Source organism: Streptomyces sp. TG1A-60 (assembly GCF_037201975.1).
GTDB lineage: Bacteria > Actinomycetota > Actinomycetes > Streptomycetales > Streptomycetaceae > Streptomyces.
Window position 1 is genome coordinate 1685783 of the sequence record NZ_CP147520.1, and the last position, 16397, is coordinate 1702179.

A 16397-nucleotide genomic window follows, 5' to 3' on the forward strand; every position below is an offset into this window, starting at 1 on the left:
GGCCGTCGCCACCCTCGGGAGGTTGTTGTATGAAGCACCGCGGCAGGCACCGTCGACGCAGGAGGGGGCGTGCGCTGCGCGCGTCCCTGGCAGGGACCGCGCTGGCGCTCACGGCGGCGGCCACGCTGATCAGCACGTCACAGGCGACCGGCGGCGAGACGCCGGGCCCGCTGTCCTCGGTCTCCTCGGCCGGTGAACTGCGTGAGCTCCGGCTGCGGGAGAACCTGACCGACAGGACCGCGCTGAACACCCTCACCACCCACATGGGCGGCGGGGTCGATGTCGACGAGGTGCTGCGGAGCGCGAACCACGCGATGCGCGACAAGGCCGACTGTTTCGTCACCGAGAAGGACAACCTGCCTGTCGAGCCGACGGCCGCGCGGGCGTACTGCTGGGAGCCGGGCGACGCGGTCGACGACAGGTGGACCCCCCGCTCCATCACCACGTCGCGGAACAACCGGGTCATCGTCTCCGGCTGGACGCACAACGGCTCCGACGGCCGCGCGGGCAGCGACAGCACCGGCGGCGCCGGCGCGGACGAGGAAGGGCTCGCGAGGGTCGCCTTCGTCGACACCGCCGACCCGGCGAGCCCGAAGTACCGGTGGGTTCTGCTGGTCGTGCCGAAGGCCGACGGACAGGACTTCGAGGGCCTGCGCTCCCGGCTCGGCGGCATGGCCTGGTACGAGGACAAGCTGATCGTCACCGCGCGGGGCGCTGAGAGCCGCGGACGGCAGGACGACTCCCTGTTCGTGTTCGACCTGGCTCGCTTCCTCCGTGCCGACGTGACCGACAGCGACGAGATCGGCAGGGTCCGCGGCGGGTGGTCGGCCCATCACTACCGGTACGTGCTGCCGGCCGTCGCCGCCTACAGTCCGGCGGCGGGCGACAGCTGTGACGCGCGTGACAACGACGGGGTGCCCTGCCTCGGTTCGCTCTCGCTCGACCGGACGTCCACACCGCCCGGCGTCGTCGCGAGCGAGTGGTTCGCGCCGAGCCGGGAGGAGCCCGCCCGTGTCTGGCGGTACGGCCTCGACACCACCGCCGACCGCGCCGGCCTGCTCACCACCGCCGGACGCCGGAGCGACGCCGTCGCCACCGAGGCGTACCGGACCGTGGCCGCCGGTGTCCGGGGTGTCCTCTCCCACGAAGGGCAGTGGTACGTCGGGCAGGCCGCCGAGAGTCGCGACGGGCGCGGCACCCTGTGGCGTCAGGACGAGGACGGGGCGAAGGCCGCCAAGTGCGCGGGCGGTGAGCCGGGCGACGACTCGGGCGGTACGTCGTACGCCTGCTGGGGACGGCAGACCGTGTCCCTCTCCTACTCGCCGGAGACCGACGAGGTGTGGACGCTCACCGGCCCGGTCCCGGAGCGTGTGCTGTACGCGGTGAAGCTGTCGGACGTCGACAGCGCGCTGGGCTAGGCGGCCCGGCCCGGTCATGGCAGAGCGAACTCGACCCGCCCTTGGAGGCGGGCCGAGCCGCGTGATTCCCTGACCCCATGAGCAGCAGCCCCGTCACCACCTGGTCCCTGGAACAGACCTCGCCGAGCGATCTCCTTCCCGCCGCCGCGCCCGACGGCGACGACGTGCGTGTCGTCCGCTCCGAGGTGCCCTCCCCCGAGTTCAGCCGCTTCCTGTACGCCTCCGTCGGCGGGGACATCCTCTGGATCGACCGGCTGGCGTGGTCGTACGAGCGCTGGCAGGAGCACCTGGGGCGGCCGGGCGTGGAGACCTGGGTCGCCTACGACCGGGGCACGCCGGCCGGCTATGTCGAGCTGGAGTCGCAGGACGACGGGGTCGTGGAGATCGGGTACTTCGGACTGGTCCCGGCGTTCCGGGGCCGGCGTATCGGCGGGTACCTCCTCTCGTACGGGACGGCCCGTGCCTGGGACCTCGCCGAGCGGTGGCCGGGGCCGGCACCGACCAAACGGGTCTGGCTGCACACCTGCACCCGGGACGGGGAGCACGCCATGGCGAACTACCTGCGGCGGGGGTTCAGGCTGTTCGACACGAAGGTGACGGAGGAGGCCGACGCTCCGGCGCCGGGCCCCTGGCCCGGAGCGACCACGTCCACACCATGACCCACATCACACTGTCCCACTATGCGAGACAACCTTGTCCGCTATGTGGATGAAGGTGGACTCGGTCTAAAGAGCCGTGACAGGCTTCCGTCATGTCTGGAACTGGAATTGCCTTGGTGAGTCGGCGGCACGTCGACCTCGGCCGCATGTCCAGCGCCATCTGTCCGGTGAGCTGACGCCCGACGCGAGGGTCGTCACGACCCCGGGCGACAGCGCCGCACCCTCCTCCGTTTCACCCAGCGCAAGGACGCGCAGGCGCCGCACGGCGCCGCGCGCGTGCCCACATGCGCCAGCGCAGGTCAGAGCCGCTTCCACGCCTTTCCCGAAGGACATACACACCATGGCCGCCACCCCGCAGAACTCCGCCACGCCCCGCCGCAAGGTGAGCCGTCACCGTGGTGAAGGACAGTGGGCAGCGGGACATTTCACCCCGCTGAACGGCAACGAGCAGTTCAAGAAGGACGACGACGGTCTCAATGTGCGGACACGCATTGAGACGATCTACTCGAAGCGCGGCTTCGACTCGATCGACCCCAACGACCTGCGCGGCCGGATGCGCTGGTGGGGGCTGTACACCCAGCGCAAGCCCGGGATCGACGGCGGCAAGACCGCGATCCTGGAGCCGGAGGAGCTGGACGACGAGTACTTCATGCTGCGGGTACGGATCGACGGCGGCCGGCTCACCACCCGGCAACTGCGGGTCATCGGCGAGATCTCGCAGGAGTTCGCGCGGGGCACGGCCGACATCACCGACCGGCAGAACGTCCAGTACCACTGGATCCGGGTCGAGGACGTGCCCGAGATCTGGGAGCGGCTGGAGGCCGTCGGGCTGTCCACCACCGAGGCATGCGGTGACACGCCCCGTGTGATCATCGGCTCGCCCGTCGCCGGGATCGCCGCGGACGAGATCATCGACGGGACGCCCGCGATGGACGAGATCCATCGGCGGATCATCGGCAACAAGGACTTCTCCAACCTGCCCCGCAAGTTCAAGTCCGCGATCTCGGGCTCGCCGCTGCTCGACGTGGCGCACGAGATCAACGACATCGCCTTCGTCGGTGTCCGCCACCCCGAGCACGGCCCCGGCTTCGACCTGTGGGTCGGCGGCGGTCTGTCCACCAACCCCAAGATCGGGCAGCGGCTCGGCACCTGGGTCCCGCTGGACGAGGTCGCGGACGTGTACGAGGGCGTCATCTCGATCTTCCGCGACTACGGCTACCGGCGGCTGCGCACCCGCGCCCGCCTGAAGTTCCTGCTCGCCGACTGGGGGACGGAGAAGTTCCGCCAGGTGCTGGAGGACGAGTACCTGAAGCGGAAGCTGATCGACGGCCCCGCGCCGGACCAGCCGGTGGCCCGCTGGCGCGACCACGTGGGTGTCCACCCGCAGAACGACGGCCGGTACTACGTCGGCTTCGCCCCGCGCGTCGGCCGCGTCGACGGCACCACGCTGACGAAGATCGCCGACCTCGCCGAGGCACACGGCTCCGGCCGGGTCCGGACCACCGTCGAGCAGAAGATGATCGTGCTCGACGTCACCGAGGACCAGGTCGACTCGCTCGTCTCGGGCCTGGAGGCGCTGGACCTCACGGTGCACCCGTCGCCGTTCCGGCGCGGCACCATGGCCTGCACCGGCATCGAGTACTGCAAGCTCGCCATCGTCGAGACGAAGGCGCGCGGCTCCGCGCTGATCGACGAGCTGGAGCGCCGTATCCCGGACTTCGACGAGCCGATCACCATCAACATCAACGGCTGCCCGAACGCCTGTGCGCGTATCCAGGTGGCGGACATCGGTCTCAAGGGACAGCTCGTCCTCAACGAGGAGGGTGAGCAGGTCGAGGGCTTCCAGGTGCACCTGGGTGGCGCGCTCGGCCTGGAGGCCGGGTTCGGCCGCAAGGTGCGCGGACTGAAGGTCACCTCCGAGGAACTGCCCGACTACGTCGAGCGGGTGCTCAAGCGGTTCCAGGAGGAGCGCGAGGACGGCGAGCGGTTCGCCGCCTGGGTCACCCGCGCCAGCGAGGAGGCCCTGTCGTGAGCGAGCGAGCCGCGCCCTTCTACTGCCCCTACTGCGGTGACGAGGACCTGCGCCCCAGCGAAGCCTTGGAAGACAGTCGTGGGGCGTGGGAATGCGGAGCCTGCAATCGAGCCTTCCAGTTGAAGTTCCTCGGGCTGCTGGCCCGGGGCGTGAGCCGTCGCGCTCCCTCGGCTCACGCCCCTCAGGAAGGCAGCCTTCAGCGAGCCGACAGCGGAGGGGACCACAAATGACGACCGTTCAGGCGGATTCCGATACATCCGCGTCCTTCGAGGACGCGGCCGGCCCGGAAGCGGCGAAGCGCGCCGAGCTCAAGGCGCTCGCCGAGCAGGCCGGCCGTGACCTTGAGGACGCCTCGGCGCTGGAGATCCTCCAGTGGGCCGTGGACACCTTCGGCAAGCGCTTCTGCGTGACCTCCTCCATGGAGGACGCCGTGGTCGCACACCTCGCCTCCCGGGCCAGGCCCGGCGTGGACGTGGTGTTCCTCGACACCGGATACCACTTCCCCGAGACCATCGGCACCCGGGACGCGGTCGAGGCCGTGATGGACGTCAACGTCCTCACGATCACCCCGCGTCAGACGGTCGCCGAGCAGGACGCCGAGTACGGGCCCAGGCTGCACGACCGCGATCCCGACCTGTGCTGCTTCCTGCGCAAGGTCAAGCCGCTCGAAGAGGGCCTGGCCCGGTTCGACGCGTGGGCGACCGGTCTGCGCCGCGACGAGTCCGAGACCCGGGCGAACACCCCGGTCGTCGGCTGGGACGACAAGCGCGGCAAGATCAAGGTCTCGCCGATCGCGCGCTGGACGCAGGACGACGTGGACGCCTACGTCGCCGAGCACGGCGTGCTCACCAACCCCCTGCTCATGGACGGCTACCCGTCCGTGGGCTGTGCCCCCTGCACCCGTCGTGTCGCCCCGGGCGAGGACGCGCGGGCCGGCCGCTGGGCGGGCAACGCCAAGACCGAGTGCGGGCTGCACCTGTGACCGCCACCGTGCCCGCCGACACCCCCGAGAACACCGTCCCCGTGACGAACCGCGGTCCTGTGACGAACCGCGGTCCTGTGACGAACCAGGAGAACCAAGTGACGACCGGAGCCACCGTCTGGCTCACGGGTCTGCCGAGCGCCGGCAAGACCACCATCGCCTACGAACTCGCGGGCCGGCTCCGCGAGGAGGGCCACCTCGTGGAGGTGCTCGACGGCGACGAGATCCGCGAGTTCCTCACCGCGGACCTCGGCTTCAGCCGCGCCGACCGGCACACCAACGTGCAGCGCATCGGCTTCCTCGCCGACATGCTCGCCCGCAACGGCGTCAAGGCGCTGGTGCCGGTCATCGCGCCGTACGCCGACAGCCGTGAGGCGGTGCGCAAGCGCCACGCGGCGAGCGGCGCCGCGTACATCGAGGTGCATGTGGCCACGCCGGTCGAGGTGTGCTCCGTACGCGATGTGAAGGGGCTGTACGCCAAGCAGGCGGCCGGTGAGATCTCCGGACTCACCGGGGTCGACGACCCGTACGAGGCTCCCGAGACCCCTGATCTGCGCATCGAGTCGCAGGACCAGACGGTCCAGGAGTCCGCCGCCCTGGTCCACAAGCTGCTCACCGAGAGGGGTCTGGCATGACGACGACCGTCGCGACCGTCTCCGAGGAGACGGGTGCCCCGTACACCCTCTCCCATCTGGACGCGCTGGAGTCCGAGGCGGTCCACATCTTCCGCGAGGTGGCGGGCGAGTTCGAACGGCCGGTGATCCTCTTCTCCGGCGGCAAGGACTCCATCGTCATGCTGCACCTGGCCCTGAAGGCGTTCGCCCCGGCGACGATCCCCTTCTCCCTGCTGCACGTGGACACCGGCCACAACTTCCCCGAGGTTCTTCAGTACCGCGACCGTACGGTGGCCGAGCACAACCTGCGGCTGCACGTGGCCTCGGTCCAGGACTACATCGATCGCGGGGTGCTGCGCGAGCGCCCCGACGGCACCCGCAACCCCCTGCAGACCGTGCCGCTCACCGAGAAGATCCAGACGGAGAAGTTCGACGCCGTCTTCGGCGGTGGCCGCCGCGACGAGGAGAAGGCGCGGGCGAAAGAGCGGGTGTTCTCGCTGCGGGACGAGTTCTCGCAGTGGGACCCGCGCCGCCAGCGCCCCGAGCTGTGGCAGCTGTACAACGGCCGTCACGCGCCCGGCGAGCACGTCCGCGTCTTCCCGCTCTCCAACTGGACCGAGCTGGACGTCTGGCAGTACATCGCCCGGGAGGGCATCGAACTGCCCCAGATCTACTTCGCGCACGAGCGTGAGGTGTTCCAGCGGGCGGGCATGTGGCTGACCGCCGGCGAGTGGGGCGGCCCCAGGGACGGCGAGACCGTCGAGAAGCGCCTCGTCCGCTACCGGACCGTGGGGGACATGTCCTGCACGGGCGCCGTCGACTCCGACGCGACCACCCTGGAGGCCGTGATCACCGAGATCGCCGCCTCCCGGCTCACCGAGCGGGGCGCGACCCGCGCCGACGACAAGATGTCCGAGGCCGCGATGGAAGACCGTAAGCGCGAGGGGTACTTCTAGGCATGAGCACGACCACGGAACTCACCGAGACGACCCTGCTGCGCTTCGCGACCGCCGGTTCCGTCGACGACGGCAAGTCCACGCTCGTCGGGCGACTGCTACACGACTCCAAGTCGGTCCTCACCGACCAGCTGGAGGCCGTGCAGCGCGCCTCCGCGAGCCGTGGCCAGGAGGGCCCCGACCTCGCGCTGCTCACCGACGGTCTGCGGGCCGAGCGGGAACAGGGCATCACCATCGACGTGGCCTACCGCTACTTCGCCACGCCCCGCCGCCGGTTCATCCTCGCCGACACCCCCGGCCATGTGCAGTACACCCGCAACATGGTCACCGGCGCCTCCACCGCCGAACTGACGGTGATCCTGGTCGACGCCCGCAACGGCGTCGTCGAGCAGACCCGCCGGCACGCCGCGATCGCCGCGCTGCTGCGCGTGCCGCACGTGGTGCTCGCCGTGAACAAGATGGACCTCGTCGCCTACGAGGAGCAGGTCTTCGCACGGATCGCCGAGGAGTTCACGGCGTACGCGTCCGAGCTGGGCGTCCCGGAGATCACCGCCATCCCGATCTCGGCGCTCGCCGGTGACAACGTGGTGGAGCCGTCGGCGAACATGGACTGGTACGGCGGACCGACCTTCCTGGAACACCTGGAGTCCGTGCCGGTCAGCCACGACCTGGCCCACTGCCACGCCCGCCTCCCCGTGCAGTACGTGATCCGTCCGCAGACCGCCGAGCACCCGGACTACCGGGGGTACGCGGGGCAGATCGCGGCCGGCACGTTCCGCGTCGGCGACTCGGTGACGGTGCTGCCGTCCGGCCGTACGACGAAGGTCACGGGTATCGACCTGCTCGGCAAGCCGGTCGAGGCGGCCCACACCCCGCAGTCGGTGACCCTCCTGCTGGAGGACGACATCGACATCTCGCGCGGCGATCTGCTCGTGCCCAGCAAGGACGCGCCCGCGACCACGCAGGACATCGAGGCGACCGTCTGCCATGTCGCCGACCAGCCGCTCACCGTGGGCCACCGGGTTCTGCTCAAGCACGGCACCCGCACGGTCAAGGCGATCGTCAAGGACATCCCGTCCCGGCTGACCCTCGACGACCTGTCCCTGCACCCGCACCCGGGACAGCTCGTCGCGAACGACATCGGCCGGGTGAAGGTCCGCACCGCCCAGGCGCTGCCGGTCGACTCGTACGCCGACTCCCGCCGCACCGGCTCGTTCATCCTGATCGACCCGGCCGACGGCACGACGCTGACCGCCGGCATGGTCGGCGAGTCCTTCGCCTCCCCCGAGCCCGTCAAGGACGAGGCCGAGGACGACGGGTGGGACTTCTGACATGAACTGCCTGGACTTCTACGCGACGTTCGCGAAGGAGGGTGGCCGGGTCGGCAGCGGCGCCCTCGGCAGCGGGCAGGGCGGAGTGGCCCGATGTGCGTGACGACGTACGCGCACCCCATGCGCGCCCCGTCCCCCCGCCCGACGTCCCGGCTGCGACGAAGACCCTTTTCCTGACCCCGGCCACGCCCGAGAAGACCGTGACCGCCGGGCCTCCGAGAGGAACACCTCCCGTGCCTGCCTCCCGCTCATCCGCCTTCCGGCGCGTCTTCGCGGTCGTAGCGGCGCTTCCGCTGCTCGCGCTCGCCGCCTGCGGTTACGGCTCCCAGGCTCCCGACGACGACGCCTCGCAGGTCGCCGCCGGTGCCAAGAAGATCGACGGTCTCGACTCCGTCAACATCGGCTACTTCGGCAATCTCACCCACGCCACCGCCCTGGTCGGCCGCCAGAAGGGCTTCTTCCAGAAGGAACTCGGCGGCACCGAGGCGAAGTACGCGGTCTTCAACGCCGGCCCCTCCGAGATCGAGGCCCTCAACGGGGGCTCCATCGACATCGGCTGGATCGGCCCCTCCCCGGCGATCAACGGCTACACCAAGGCGAACGGCACGAACCTGCGCATCATCGGCGGCTCGGCGTCCGGCGGGGTGAAGCTCGTAGTCGACCCGGACAAGATCAAGACCCTGAAGGACGTCAAGGGCAAGAAGATCGCCACCCCGCAGCTCGGCAACACCCAGGACGTGGCGTTCCTCGACTGGATCGCGGAGCAGGGCTGGAAGGTCGACGCGGAGAGCGGCAAGGGCGACGTCTCCGTGGTCCGCACGGACAACTCCGTCGCTCCGAACGCCTACAAGTCCGGCGCCATCGACGGCGCCTGGGTGCCGGAGCCGACCGCGTCCCAGCTGGTCGCCGAAGGCGCGAAGGTGCTGCTGGACGAGGCCGACCTGTGGCCGGACAAGAAGTTCGTGATCACGAACGTCATCGTGCGGCAGGAGTTCCTGAAGAAGCACCCGGCCGTCGTCGAGGCCGTACTGCGCGCCTCGGTGAAGACCACCGCGTGGATCCACGACAACCCGGACGAGGCCAAGGCCGCGGCCAACGCCCGCCTCAGGGCCGAGACCGGCAAGGAACTGCCCGCCGAGGTGCTCGACCCGGCGTGGCGGTCCATCCGGTTCACCGACGACCCGCTGGCCGCCACCCTCGGCGTGGAGGCGGAGCACGCTGTGCGGGCCGGTCTCCTCGAGAAGCCCGACCTCGCCGGCGTCTACGACCTGACCTTGCTGAACAAGGTCCTCGAGGCCGCGGGTGAGCCCACGGCCGACGACGCCGGGCTCGGCGTCGAGTAACCGCACAGTCCGATGAGTTCCCAGGAGGTGACGACCATGGCCACCGCACTCGCCAAGGCCGCCGACAGCGCCGGAACGGCCCTGCACGCCGCCCGTATCGAGCACGTGTCGAAGTCCTTCGCCGGGCCTGGCGGGCAGCAGCTCGTCCTCGACGACATCACCCTCGATGTCGCTCCGGGCGAGTTCGTCACCCTCCTGGGGGCCTCGGGCTGCGGCAAGTCGACGCTGCTGAACCTGGTCGCCGGGCTCGACAGGCCGACGGCGGGCAGCATCACGACCGACGGGCGTCCGGCCCTGATGTTCCAGGAGCACGCCCTGTTCCCGTGGCTGACCGCGGGCAAGAACATCGAACTCGCCCTGAAGCTCAGGGGGGTTCCGAAGAACGACCGGCGCGAGCGGACCGAGGAGCTGCTCGGCCTGGTCCGGCTCAAGGGCGCCTACGGCAAGCGGGTGCACGAGCTGTCCGGCGGTATGCGCCAGCGGGTCGCCCTGGCCCGCGCGCTGGCCCAGGAGAGCAAGCTGCTGCTGATGGACGAGCCGTTCGCGGCGCTCGACGCCATCACCCGCGACGTGCTGCACGACGAGCTGACCCGCATCTGGAGCGAGACGAAGCTGTCGGTGCTGTTCGTGACGCACAACGTGCGCGAGGCGGTCCGGCTCGCCGAGCGCGTCGTGCTGCTGTCCTCGCGCCCCGGCCGGGTGGCCCGCGAGTGGACGGTGGGCATTCCGCAGCCGCGCCGTATCGAGGACACCGCCGTGGCGGAGCTGTCCGTCGAGATCACCGAAGAACTGCGTAGGGAGATCCGCCGCCATGGCCAGCACTGAGACCAGGAGCGACGCCTCCGGCAGGGACGGGGACGGGGACGATCTCGCCGGCCTGGAGGCGGGCCTCGACGCGCTGGACGCGGTGCAGACCGGGCGTCCGCCGCTGCGCCAGGTCCTCCTCCAGAAGGTGCTGCCCCCGGTCGTCGCGGTCGCCCTGACGCTCGCGGTCTGGCAGCTCCTCGTCTGGGCGGAGGTCACCCCGGCGTACAAGCTGCCCTCCCCGTCCGCCGTCTGGGACGAGGTGGAGCAGGCCTGGCTGCAGGGCACCCTCCTCGACTACATCTGGACCAGCGTCTCCCGAGGTCTGCTCGGGTTCCTGCTGGCCCTGCTGATCGGCACGCCGCTCGGTCTGCTGGTGGCCCGCGTCCGGATCGTCCGCGCGGCGCTCGGGCCGATCCTCTCCGGTCTGCAGTCGCTGCCGTCGGTGGCGTGGGTGCCGCCCGCGGTGATCTGGCTGGGCCTGCAGCCGTCGGTGATGTACACGGTGATCCTGCTCGGCGCGGTGCCCTCGATCGCCAACGGGCTGGTGTCCGGCATCGACCAGGTGCCGCCCCTGTTCCTGCGGGCCGGCCGCACCCTCGGCGCCACCGGGCTGAAGGGCACCTGGCACATCGTGATGCCGGCGGCGCTGCCCGGTTACGTGGCCGGTCTGAAGCAGGGCTGGGCGTTCTCGTGGCGCTCGCTGATGGCCGCCGAGATCATCGCGCAGGCACCGGACATGGGCACGGGCCTCGGCCAGCTGCTGGAGGCGGGCCGGACCAACAGCAGCATGTCCCAGGTCTTCCTCGCCATCCTGCTCATCCTGATCGTCGGCATCGCCATCGACCTGCTGATCTTCAGCCCGCTGGAGCGGTGGGTGCTGCGCAGCCGAGGTCTGCTCGTGAGCCGCTGAGCACGGATCCCGACCGCCGACGCCCCGATACGGAACCGAAGGAAGAGCTGAGAGAGCCACCTGCATGCACAGCCCCGTACTCCTCGTCATCGCCCACGGCAGCCGCGACCCTCGGCACGCCGCGACCGTGCACGCCCTCGTGCGGCGGGTACGGGCGACGCGCCCCGGGCTGCGCGTGGAGACCGGCTTCCTGGACTTCAACGTCCCTTCGGTGCAAGGGGTGCTGGAGTCGCTGGCGGCGGAGGGCGTACGCGACGTGGTGGCTCTGCCGCTGCTCCTGACCCGCGCGTTCCACGCGAAGGCGGACATCCCGGCTGTACTGAGTGCCGCGCCGCCACGGCTGCGCATCCGTCAGGCGGAGGTCCTGGGCCCCTCCCCGCTGCTGCTGTCGGCCCTCGAACACCGTCTGTACGAGGCGGGGTCGAGCCCCGCCGACAAGTCCTCGACCGGGGTCGTTCTGGCCTCGGCGGGGTCCACCGACCCGGAGGCGATCGCGGTGATCGCCGACATCGCGCGGGAGTGGTGGCACACCGGTTGGTGCGCCGTGCGACCCGCGTTCGCCTCCGCATCCCTTCCCCGCACCGAGGACGCCGTGCGCGAGCTGCGCTCCCTCGGCTGCGAGCGCGTCGCCGTCGCGCCGTACGTCCTCGCCCCCGGCTTCCTCCCGGACCGCATCGCCCGGGGCGCGGCCGGGGCGGACGTCCTCGCCGATGTCCTGGGACCCGCCCCGGAGGTGGCACGGCTGCTCCTGCGCCGGTACGACGAGGCGGCCACGAAGGCGCTGGCGTCGACGCGGATCAGCGCGAGCGCCTGAGCTTGACGTTCAACCCCGACAAGATCGTCTCTTGTCGGGGTTGAACGTCAAGCCGAGCGCCACACTCGGTCGGCAGCCCGCGTCACCGCGCGACCGGCTCCGGGTGGCGGCCACTCGACGCCAGCGCGCGGTCGAACACCGGGGCGTCGGCCGGGACGGGCACCGGGGCGGCGAAGCCGTCGTACCGGCGGTAGAGGTCGCCGTGGGTCTCCACGACGGTGAGGACGAAGCGGGCGGGCGGGCCCGGGAGGTGGAAGGACTGGCCGGTGGCGGTGGCGACGTCCCAGCCGTGGACGGCCATCTCCTTGATGATCATGCCGGCGAGGTCGACGGCGGGCAGCGGGCCCATGCCGAGGTCGATGTCACCCTCCCAGAGCGCCGGGTCGGCCCAGGCCGTGACCGCACGGTCCAGTCGGGCGGCGTAGGCGTCGGCCCAGTCGGGGTCGGCGGTGAAGTCGCGCCGGGTCAGTTCCTCGGGCAGGTGTTCGCGCAGGGCGTGGTGTTCGAGGCCGTGCGAGGTGTACAGGACCCAGTGGTTGACCAGGGCGCGGACGTCCCAGTCGGGGCAGTGGGTGGACAGGGGGAGCTGCGCCGCCGTGACGCCCCGGGCGACCCGGGCCGCCTCGGCGGCGCATTCGGCCATGTACGGGTGGTGCGGGTGCGTGTCGTGGTTCTTCATGCGCCTCACGCTAGGGACGGCCCGCTCAGTCCTCTTGAACAAACGCGACAGCCTCGTCCGCCGGACACATCGGCTTCGCCGCCGGGGCCGGACCCCGGGCCGCCGGTGCCGCCTCCGTTTCCTGGGTCGGCCCGGGTCGTTCCGGGTCTTCACGGCGAGGAGGGGAACCGGGTCAGTTCCGCCAGCTTCACCACCGTGTTCCAGTTGCGGGTCGTGGCGGTCAGACCCTTCAGGAGGCGCGGCCTGGACAGGACCTCCGCGAGTCTGGAGCGGCCGAGGCCCTCGGGGGCGTAGAGGTACAGGGCCCGGTCGCCGAGTGCGAACTTCTCCGGCAGGAAGGCCTGTTGGTCGATCGTCTCGAAGCGGTTCGTGTCCACCGGCGCCGAGAAGTACGTCACGTGCAGTTGCCTGCCCTCCAGTTCCGCCGCCGGAAACGGGCAGGCGCCCTGGACCGCCGCCAGGTAGGCGTGGTCGCGTACCAGGACGTCGACGGTGAAGCCGAAGTGCTTCTCGACGGCGGCGGCGATCTCGGCGGCGAGGGAGTTCTCGTCGCCGTGGTCGCTGGTGAAGACCGCGTTGCCGCTCTGGAGGTAGGTGGCCACGCCGTCGTGGCCCAGGCCGGTCAGGAGGGTGCGGAGGTCGGCCATCGGGACCTTCTTGTTGCCGCCCACATTGATCCCGCGCAGAAGCGCCGCGTACGTCGTCATGCGCCCACGATAGGCACGGCGGGGCGGGCTCACCCTGAGGAGCTGCCCCGAGGACCCGGGGCAGCCGCAAGAGGTCGCCGCCCGGCCCGTCAGGCCGCCTCGGCCACGTCGCCCCGGTCGAAGGAGGCCAGGGTGCGGGTGAAGTCGCGGGTCGACAGCAGCAGTTTGTAGATGATGGCCAGTTCGAAGACGAGCAGCAGGGCGCCGGAGACGATGGTCGCCGTCAGCACCGAGTCGAGCAGCGGGCCGATCATGAAGACACCCATCTGGAACTCGATGCCGCTGATCAGATGGGGGCGGATGCGGTGGCGCAGCAGGAAGGACCGTGCGCGCAGGTAGGCGGGGAAGCGGCGGCGGAACTCCTGGTGCAGGTCGACGACCTGCGTCCGCGTCGCGGGCGGCGCGTCCTCACCGACGGCCGCCGACGGGATCACGGCGGCGGTCGGCGGGGACGGGACTCCGGCTGTCCGAGCGACTTCGGCCACGGCCGCCGGCGGGGCTTCGGCGGCAGCAGCCCTGTCGGCCGCGGCGACGGCCGTCCGCAGGTCCTGCTCGATGTCGGCCTCGGGGTTGTCGCGCAGCAGGTCCTCCATGAAGGCGAGTTCCCGTCCGTTCTCGGCGCGGCGGGCCTCACGGAGCCGGGCCTTGATCTGCTTGCGCATGGTGTGGCGGATCTTGAAGATCTCCAGGGAGTTGATGTACCGGAGGGTGTCGAGGCCGATGACGGCGGCGGCCAGCCAGATGTAGCGGGCGTCGTCCGTGCGCTGGTACTGCCCCGCCATCAGCGCGACCCCGCAGACCGCCACCCGGACGCGGTCGAAGACGAAGTCGAGCCAGGCACCGAACACGGAGCCCTGGCCGGTGAGTCGGGCGACCTTGCCGTCCATGCAGTCGAGGATGAAGCTCAGGTGGTAGACGGCGGCACCGGCGATCAGCCAGCGCCAGTCGCCCAGTGCGAAGAAGGCGGCCGAGACGAGACCCAACAGGAAGGCGCCCCACGTCAGCTGGTTGGGCGTGATCCTCGTGCACTTCGCGGTGAACCGCACCAGCGGTGTGGCGACCGGGTCGACCAGCAGCACGGTCCACCAGGCGTCACGCTTCTTCTGCGTGACGCGGCGCACCTCGGCGAGGTCGGGTATGTCTCGACGCATGGGTCAACTTCCTGGCGTTCGACGTGTGTTCACGCTCAGCCTGGGAGCCGTTCACCCGAGGTACAAGAAGTGCAGGACACAACCTTTCGGAGGGGGTAACGGTCGAACCCGGCACCAGAGTCGATGGAAGGTCCACGCTGACCGGACGTTATCCGAGCGTTACCAAGCGGCCCGGCCGTCACCCAGAAGGCGCCGAGACTTCATGGCATGAGCACAATCGCCCTGCTTGTCATGCTCTTCACCGCTCGTCCCGGTGCCCTCCGCCGCCCGCCAGTTGTGCCTCGATGAGGTCGGCGGCCCGCCGGGTACCGCCCTCCTTGGCCATCCCCTCCCGTACTTCCCTGAGCCGACGGGCCACGTCGGGGTCCCCGACGAGGGCGAGGACCGCCTCCCGCAGGGTCTCGGCCGTCGCCTCCTCCATGGGGATGTGACGGGCGACACCGAGCGCCTGGAGCATGTCGGCGTTGCCGAACTGGTCGACGGCCTGCGGCACGCCGACCATGGGCGTGGCGGTGGCGAGGCCCTCCTGACTGCCGCCGGCGCCCGCGTGGGTGATGAAGGCGTCGGCCTGCTTGAGGACCGCCAGCTGCGGCACCCAGTCCCGCACCTCCACGTGGGCCGGGATCTCGCCCAGCTCCGCCGGGTCGACGTGCCTGCCGACCTGGAGCACCAGGTGCCAGCCGGGCAGATCACCGATTGCCTTGACGCACTCGCGGTAGAAGCCGGGCTGTTTGGTGAAGGACGACCCGAGCGAGACGAGGACGACTTTCTCGGCGGCGGCCGGCCGCCGCCAGGCGCCCTGCGCGGAGCGGTCGCCCCGGCAGGCGCCGACGAAGGTGTAGCGGCTCTCGTCGACCCGGTCGGCGTTCGGCTGGAGCGCCTTCGGGATGAGGACGAGGGAGCGGGCGGGCCTGCCGATGAACACGTCGGGGTGCTCGGTGACCCCGTTCTCCTCCAGCCAGGCCTGGAAGCGGGCGTAGTACGCCTTGTTGACGGTGTGAAGGGGCGTCAAGTCACCGCGCACATCGGCCGACCTGTACGAATGGGAGACTGGCCGCCGTACGGCGTGAACCTTGCGTCCCGCTCCCGGGGCGTCGGCCGCACGGCCGGGCCGGACACGGAGGCGGAGGATGGACGAGGCAGGGGCGCGGGACGTAGTGGTCGCCGCCGGTGTGCTGCCGGGTGCGGCCGGAGAGGCGCGGCTGCTCGCCCTGGGCGAGAACGCGGTGTTCGCCGCCGGTGACCTGGTGGTCAAGGTGGGCCGGGACGCCGGGCTCCTCGACCGGGCCCGCCGCGAACTGCGCGTCGCGGCCTGGCTCGCCGAGGCCGGCGTCCCGGCGGTGCGGGCCGCCGAGCCCCAGGCGCTGCTCGTCGCGGGTCACCCGGTGACGGTGTGGCACCGCCTGCCCGATCCCGTACGCCCCGCCGGGCCCCGCGACCTGGCCGAACTCCTTCGACTGGTCCATGCCCTCCCCACCCCTGCCTTCGCACTGCCCCGCCGGGAACTGCTGGACGGTGTGGAGCGCTGGCTGCGCCTGGCCGGCGGCGCGATCGACCCGGCGGACGCGGCCTACCTCCGCGAACGCCGCGACGGCTTCGCGGCGGCCTCGTCCGCCCTCACCCCGCACCTGGCACCCGGCCCGGTCCACGGCGACGCGCTCCCCCGTAACGTCCACCTCGGCCCGGACGGCCCCGTCCTGGTCGACCTGGAGACCTTCTCCGGCGACCTCCGCGAACACGACCTCGTCGTCATGGCCCTCTCCCACGACCGCTACGGCCTGCCGAGCGAGGACTACGGCGCCTTCACGGCGACCTACGGCTGGGACGTACGCGAGTGGCCGGGCTGCTCCGTCCTGCGCGGCGCCCGGGAGACGGCCAGCTGCGCCTGGGTAGCCCAGCACGCGCCGAACAACCCGGCGGCACGGACGGAGTTCGAACGCCGCGTCGCCTCGCTGCGGGACGGCGACGGGACGGTCCGGTGGTATCCGTTCTGA

Annotated in this window: 17 protein-coding genes and 1 pseudogene; 14 read left to right on the top strand and 4 right to left on the bottom strand. The window is 71.0% G+C overall.

Translation table 11 applies throughout. The features are described from left to right. The first annotated feature begins 29 nt into the window (after nt 1-29). From WBG99_RS06750 to WBG99_RS06810, 13 genes are all read left to right on the top strand, one after another. Nucleotides 30-1418: a hypothetical protein gene (locus WBG99_RS06750; protein ID WP_338895442.1), complete on the top strand. Its 1389-nt coding sequence runs from the start codon at nt 30-32 to the stop codon at nt 1416-1418. A gap of 77 nt (nt 1419-1495) precedes the next feature. Then, on the top strand, nt 1496-2077 hold the full coding sequence (locus WBG99_RS06755) for a GNAT family N-acetyltransferase (protein WP_338895443.1): 582 nt from the start codon (nt 1496-1498) through the stop codon (nt 2075-2077). Between the two features lie 92 nt (nt 2078-2169). Beyond that, a complete protein-coding gene (locus tag WBG99_RS06760; protein ID WP_309474722.1) occupies nt 2170-2253 on the top strand; it encodes a putative leader peptide in 84 nt (27 codons plus the stop codon). 164 nt (nt 2254-2417) lie between these two features. Further along, a complete protein-coding gene (locus WBG99_RS06765; protein ID WP_338895444.1) occupies nt 2418-4109 on the top strand; it encodes a nitrite/sulfite reductase in 1692 nt (563 codons plus the stop codon). Beyond that, complete coding sequence (locus WBG99_RS06770) at nt 4106-4339, top strand: hypothetical protein (RefSeq protein ID WP_338895445.1); 234 nt, start codon at nt 4106-4108, stop codon at nt 4337-4339. Before WBG99_RS06765 ends, WBG99_RS06770 begins: the two co-directional genes overlap by 4 nt. Further along, the gene (locus WBG99_RS06775) at nt 4336-5091 is read left to right on the top strand and encodes a phosphoadenylyl-sulfate reductase (RefSeq protein WP_338895446.1); all 756 of its coding nucleotides are present in this window, start codon (nt 4336-4338) and stop codon (nt 5089-5091) included. The genes WBG99_RS06770 and WBG99_RS06775 overlap by 4 nt, the downstream gene beginning before the upstream one ends. Nucleotides 5092-5189: 98 nt before the next feature. Further along, entirely contained in the window at nt 5190-5726 is a 537-nt protein-coding gene (gene cysC, locus WBG99_RS06780; RefSeq protein ID WP_338895447.1) for an adenylyl-sulfate kinase, read from the top strand. Then, nucleotides 5723-6661, top strand: coding sequence for a sulfate adenylyltransferase subunit CysD (gene cysD, locus WBG99_RS06785; RefSeq protein ID WP_338895448.1), 939 nt, complete (start codon nt 5723-5725; stop codon nt 6659-6661). The genes cysC and cysD overlap by 4 nt, the downstream gene beginning before the upstream one ends. 2 nt (nt 6662-6663) lie before the next feature. Beyond that, nucleotides 6664-7992, top strand: a complete 1329-nt coding sequence (locus WBG99_RS06790; protein WP_338895449.1) for a GTP-binding protein — start codon at nt 6664-6666, stop codon at nt 7990-7992. Between the two features lie 233 nt (nt 7993-8225). Next, nucleotides 8226-9335 (top strand): aliphatic sulfonate ABC transporter substrate-binding protein, encoded by a 1110-nt coding sequence (locus tag WBG99_RS06795; RefSeq protein ID WP_338895450.1) that lies wholly within the window; start codon nt 8226-8228, stop codon nt 9333-9335. Between the two features lie 36 nt (nt 9336-9371). After that, nucleotides 9372-10160, top strand: coding sequence for an ABC transporter ATP-binding protein (locus WBG99_RS06800; RefSeq protein WP_338895451.1), 789 nt, complete (start codon nt 9372-9374; stop codon nt 10158-10160). Continuing rightward, nucleotides 10147-11052, top strand: a complete 906-nt coding sequence (locus WBG99_RS06805) for an ABC transporter permease (protein WP_338895452.1) — start codon at nt 10147-10149, stop codon at nt 11050-11052. The genes WBG99_RS06800 and WBG99_RS06805 overlap by 14 nt, the downstream gene beginning before the upstream one ends. A gap of 64 nt (nt 11053-11116) precedes the next feature. Further along, nucleotides 11117-11866 (top strand): sirohydrochlorin chelatase, encoded by a 750-nt coding sequence (locus WBG99_RS06810; RefSeq protein WP_338895453.1) that lies wholly within the window; start codon nt 11117-11119, stop codon nt 11864-11866. An 82-nt stretch (nt 11867-11948) separates the two neighbouring features. Here the strand turns inward: WBG99_RS06810 and WBG99_RS06815 are convergent, their stop codons facing one another. From WBG99_RS06815 to WBG99_RS06830, 4 genes and pseudogenes are all read right to left on the bottom strand, one after another. Further along, nucleotides 11949-12545: a TIGR03086 family metal-binding protein gene (locus tag WBG99_RS06815; protein WP_338895454.1), complete on the bottom strand. Its 597-nt coding sequence runs from the start codon at nt 12543-12545 to the stop codon at nt 11949-11951. Nucleotides 12546-12694: 149 nt separating this feature from the next. Next, nucleotides 12695-13252: a DUF1697 domain-containing protein gene (locus tag WBG99_RS06820; protein WP_338895455.1), complete on the bottom strand. Its 558-nt coding sequence runs from the start codon at nt 13250-13252 to the stop codon at nt 12695-12697. A gap of 89 nt (nt 13253-13341) precedes the next feature. Next, nucleotides 13342-14403 carry a CDP-alcohol phosphatidyltransferase family protein gene (locus WBG99_RS06825; RefSeq protein WP_338895456.1) on the bottom strand — a complete coding sequence of 354 codons (1062 nt, stop codon included), beginning with the start codon at nt 14401-14403 and terminating at the stop codon, nt 13342-13344. A gap of 238 nt (nt 14404-14641) precedes the next feature. Then, nucleotides 14642-15391, bottom strand: a pseudogene (locus WBG99_RS06830) (macrolide family glycosyltransferase); the annotation flags it as partial. Nucleotides 15392-15533: 142 nt separating this feature from the next. Here WBG99_RS06830 and WBG99_RS06835 point away from each other — a divergent pair. Next, nucleotides 15534-16397, top strand: coding sequence for an aminoglycoside phosphotransferase family protein (locus tag WBG99_RS06835; RefSeq protein WP_338895457.1), 864 nt, complete (start codon nt 15534-15536; stop codon nt 16395-16397).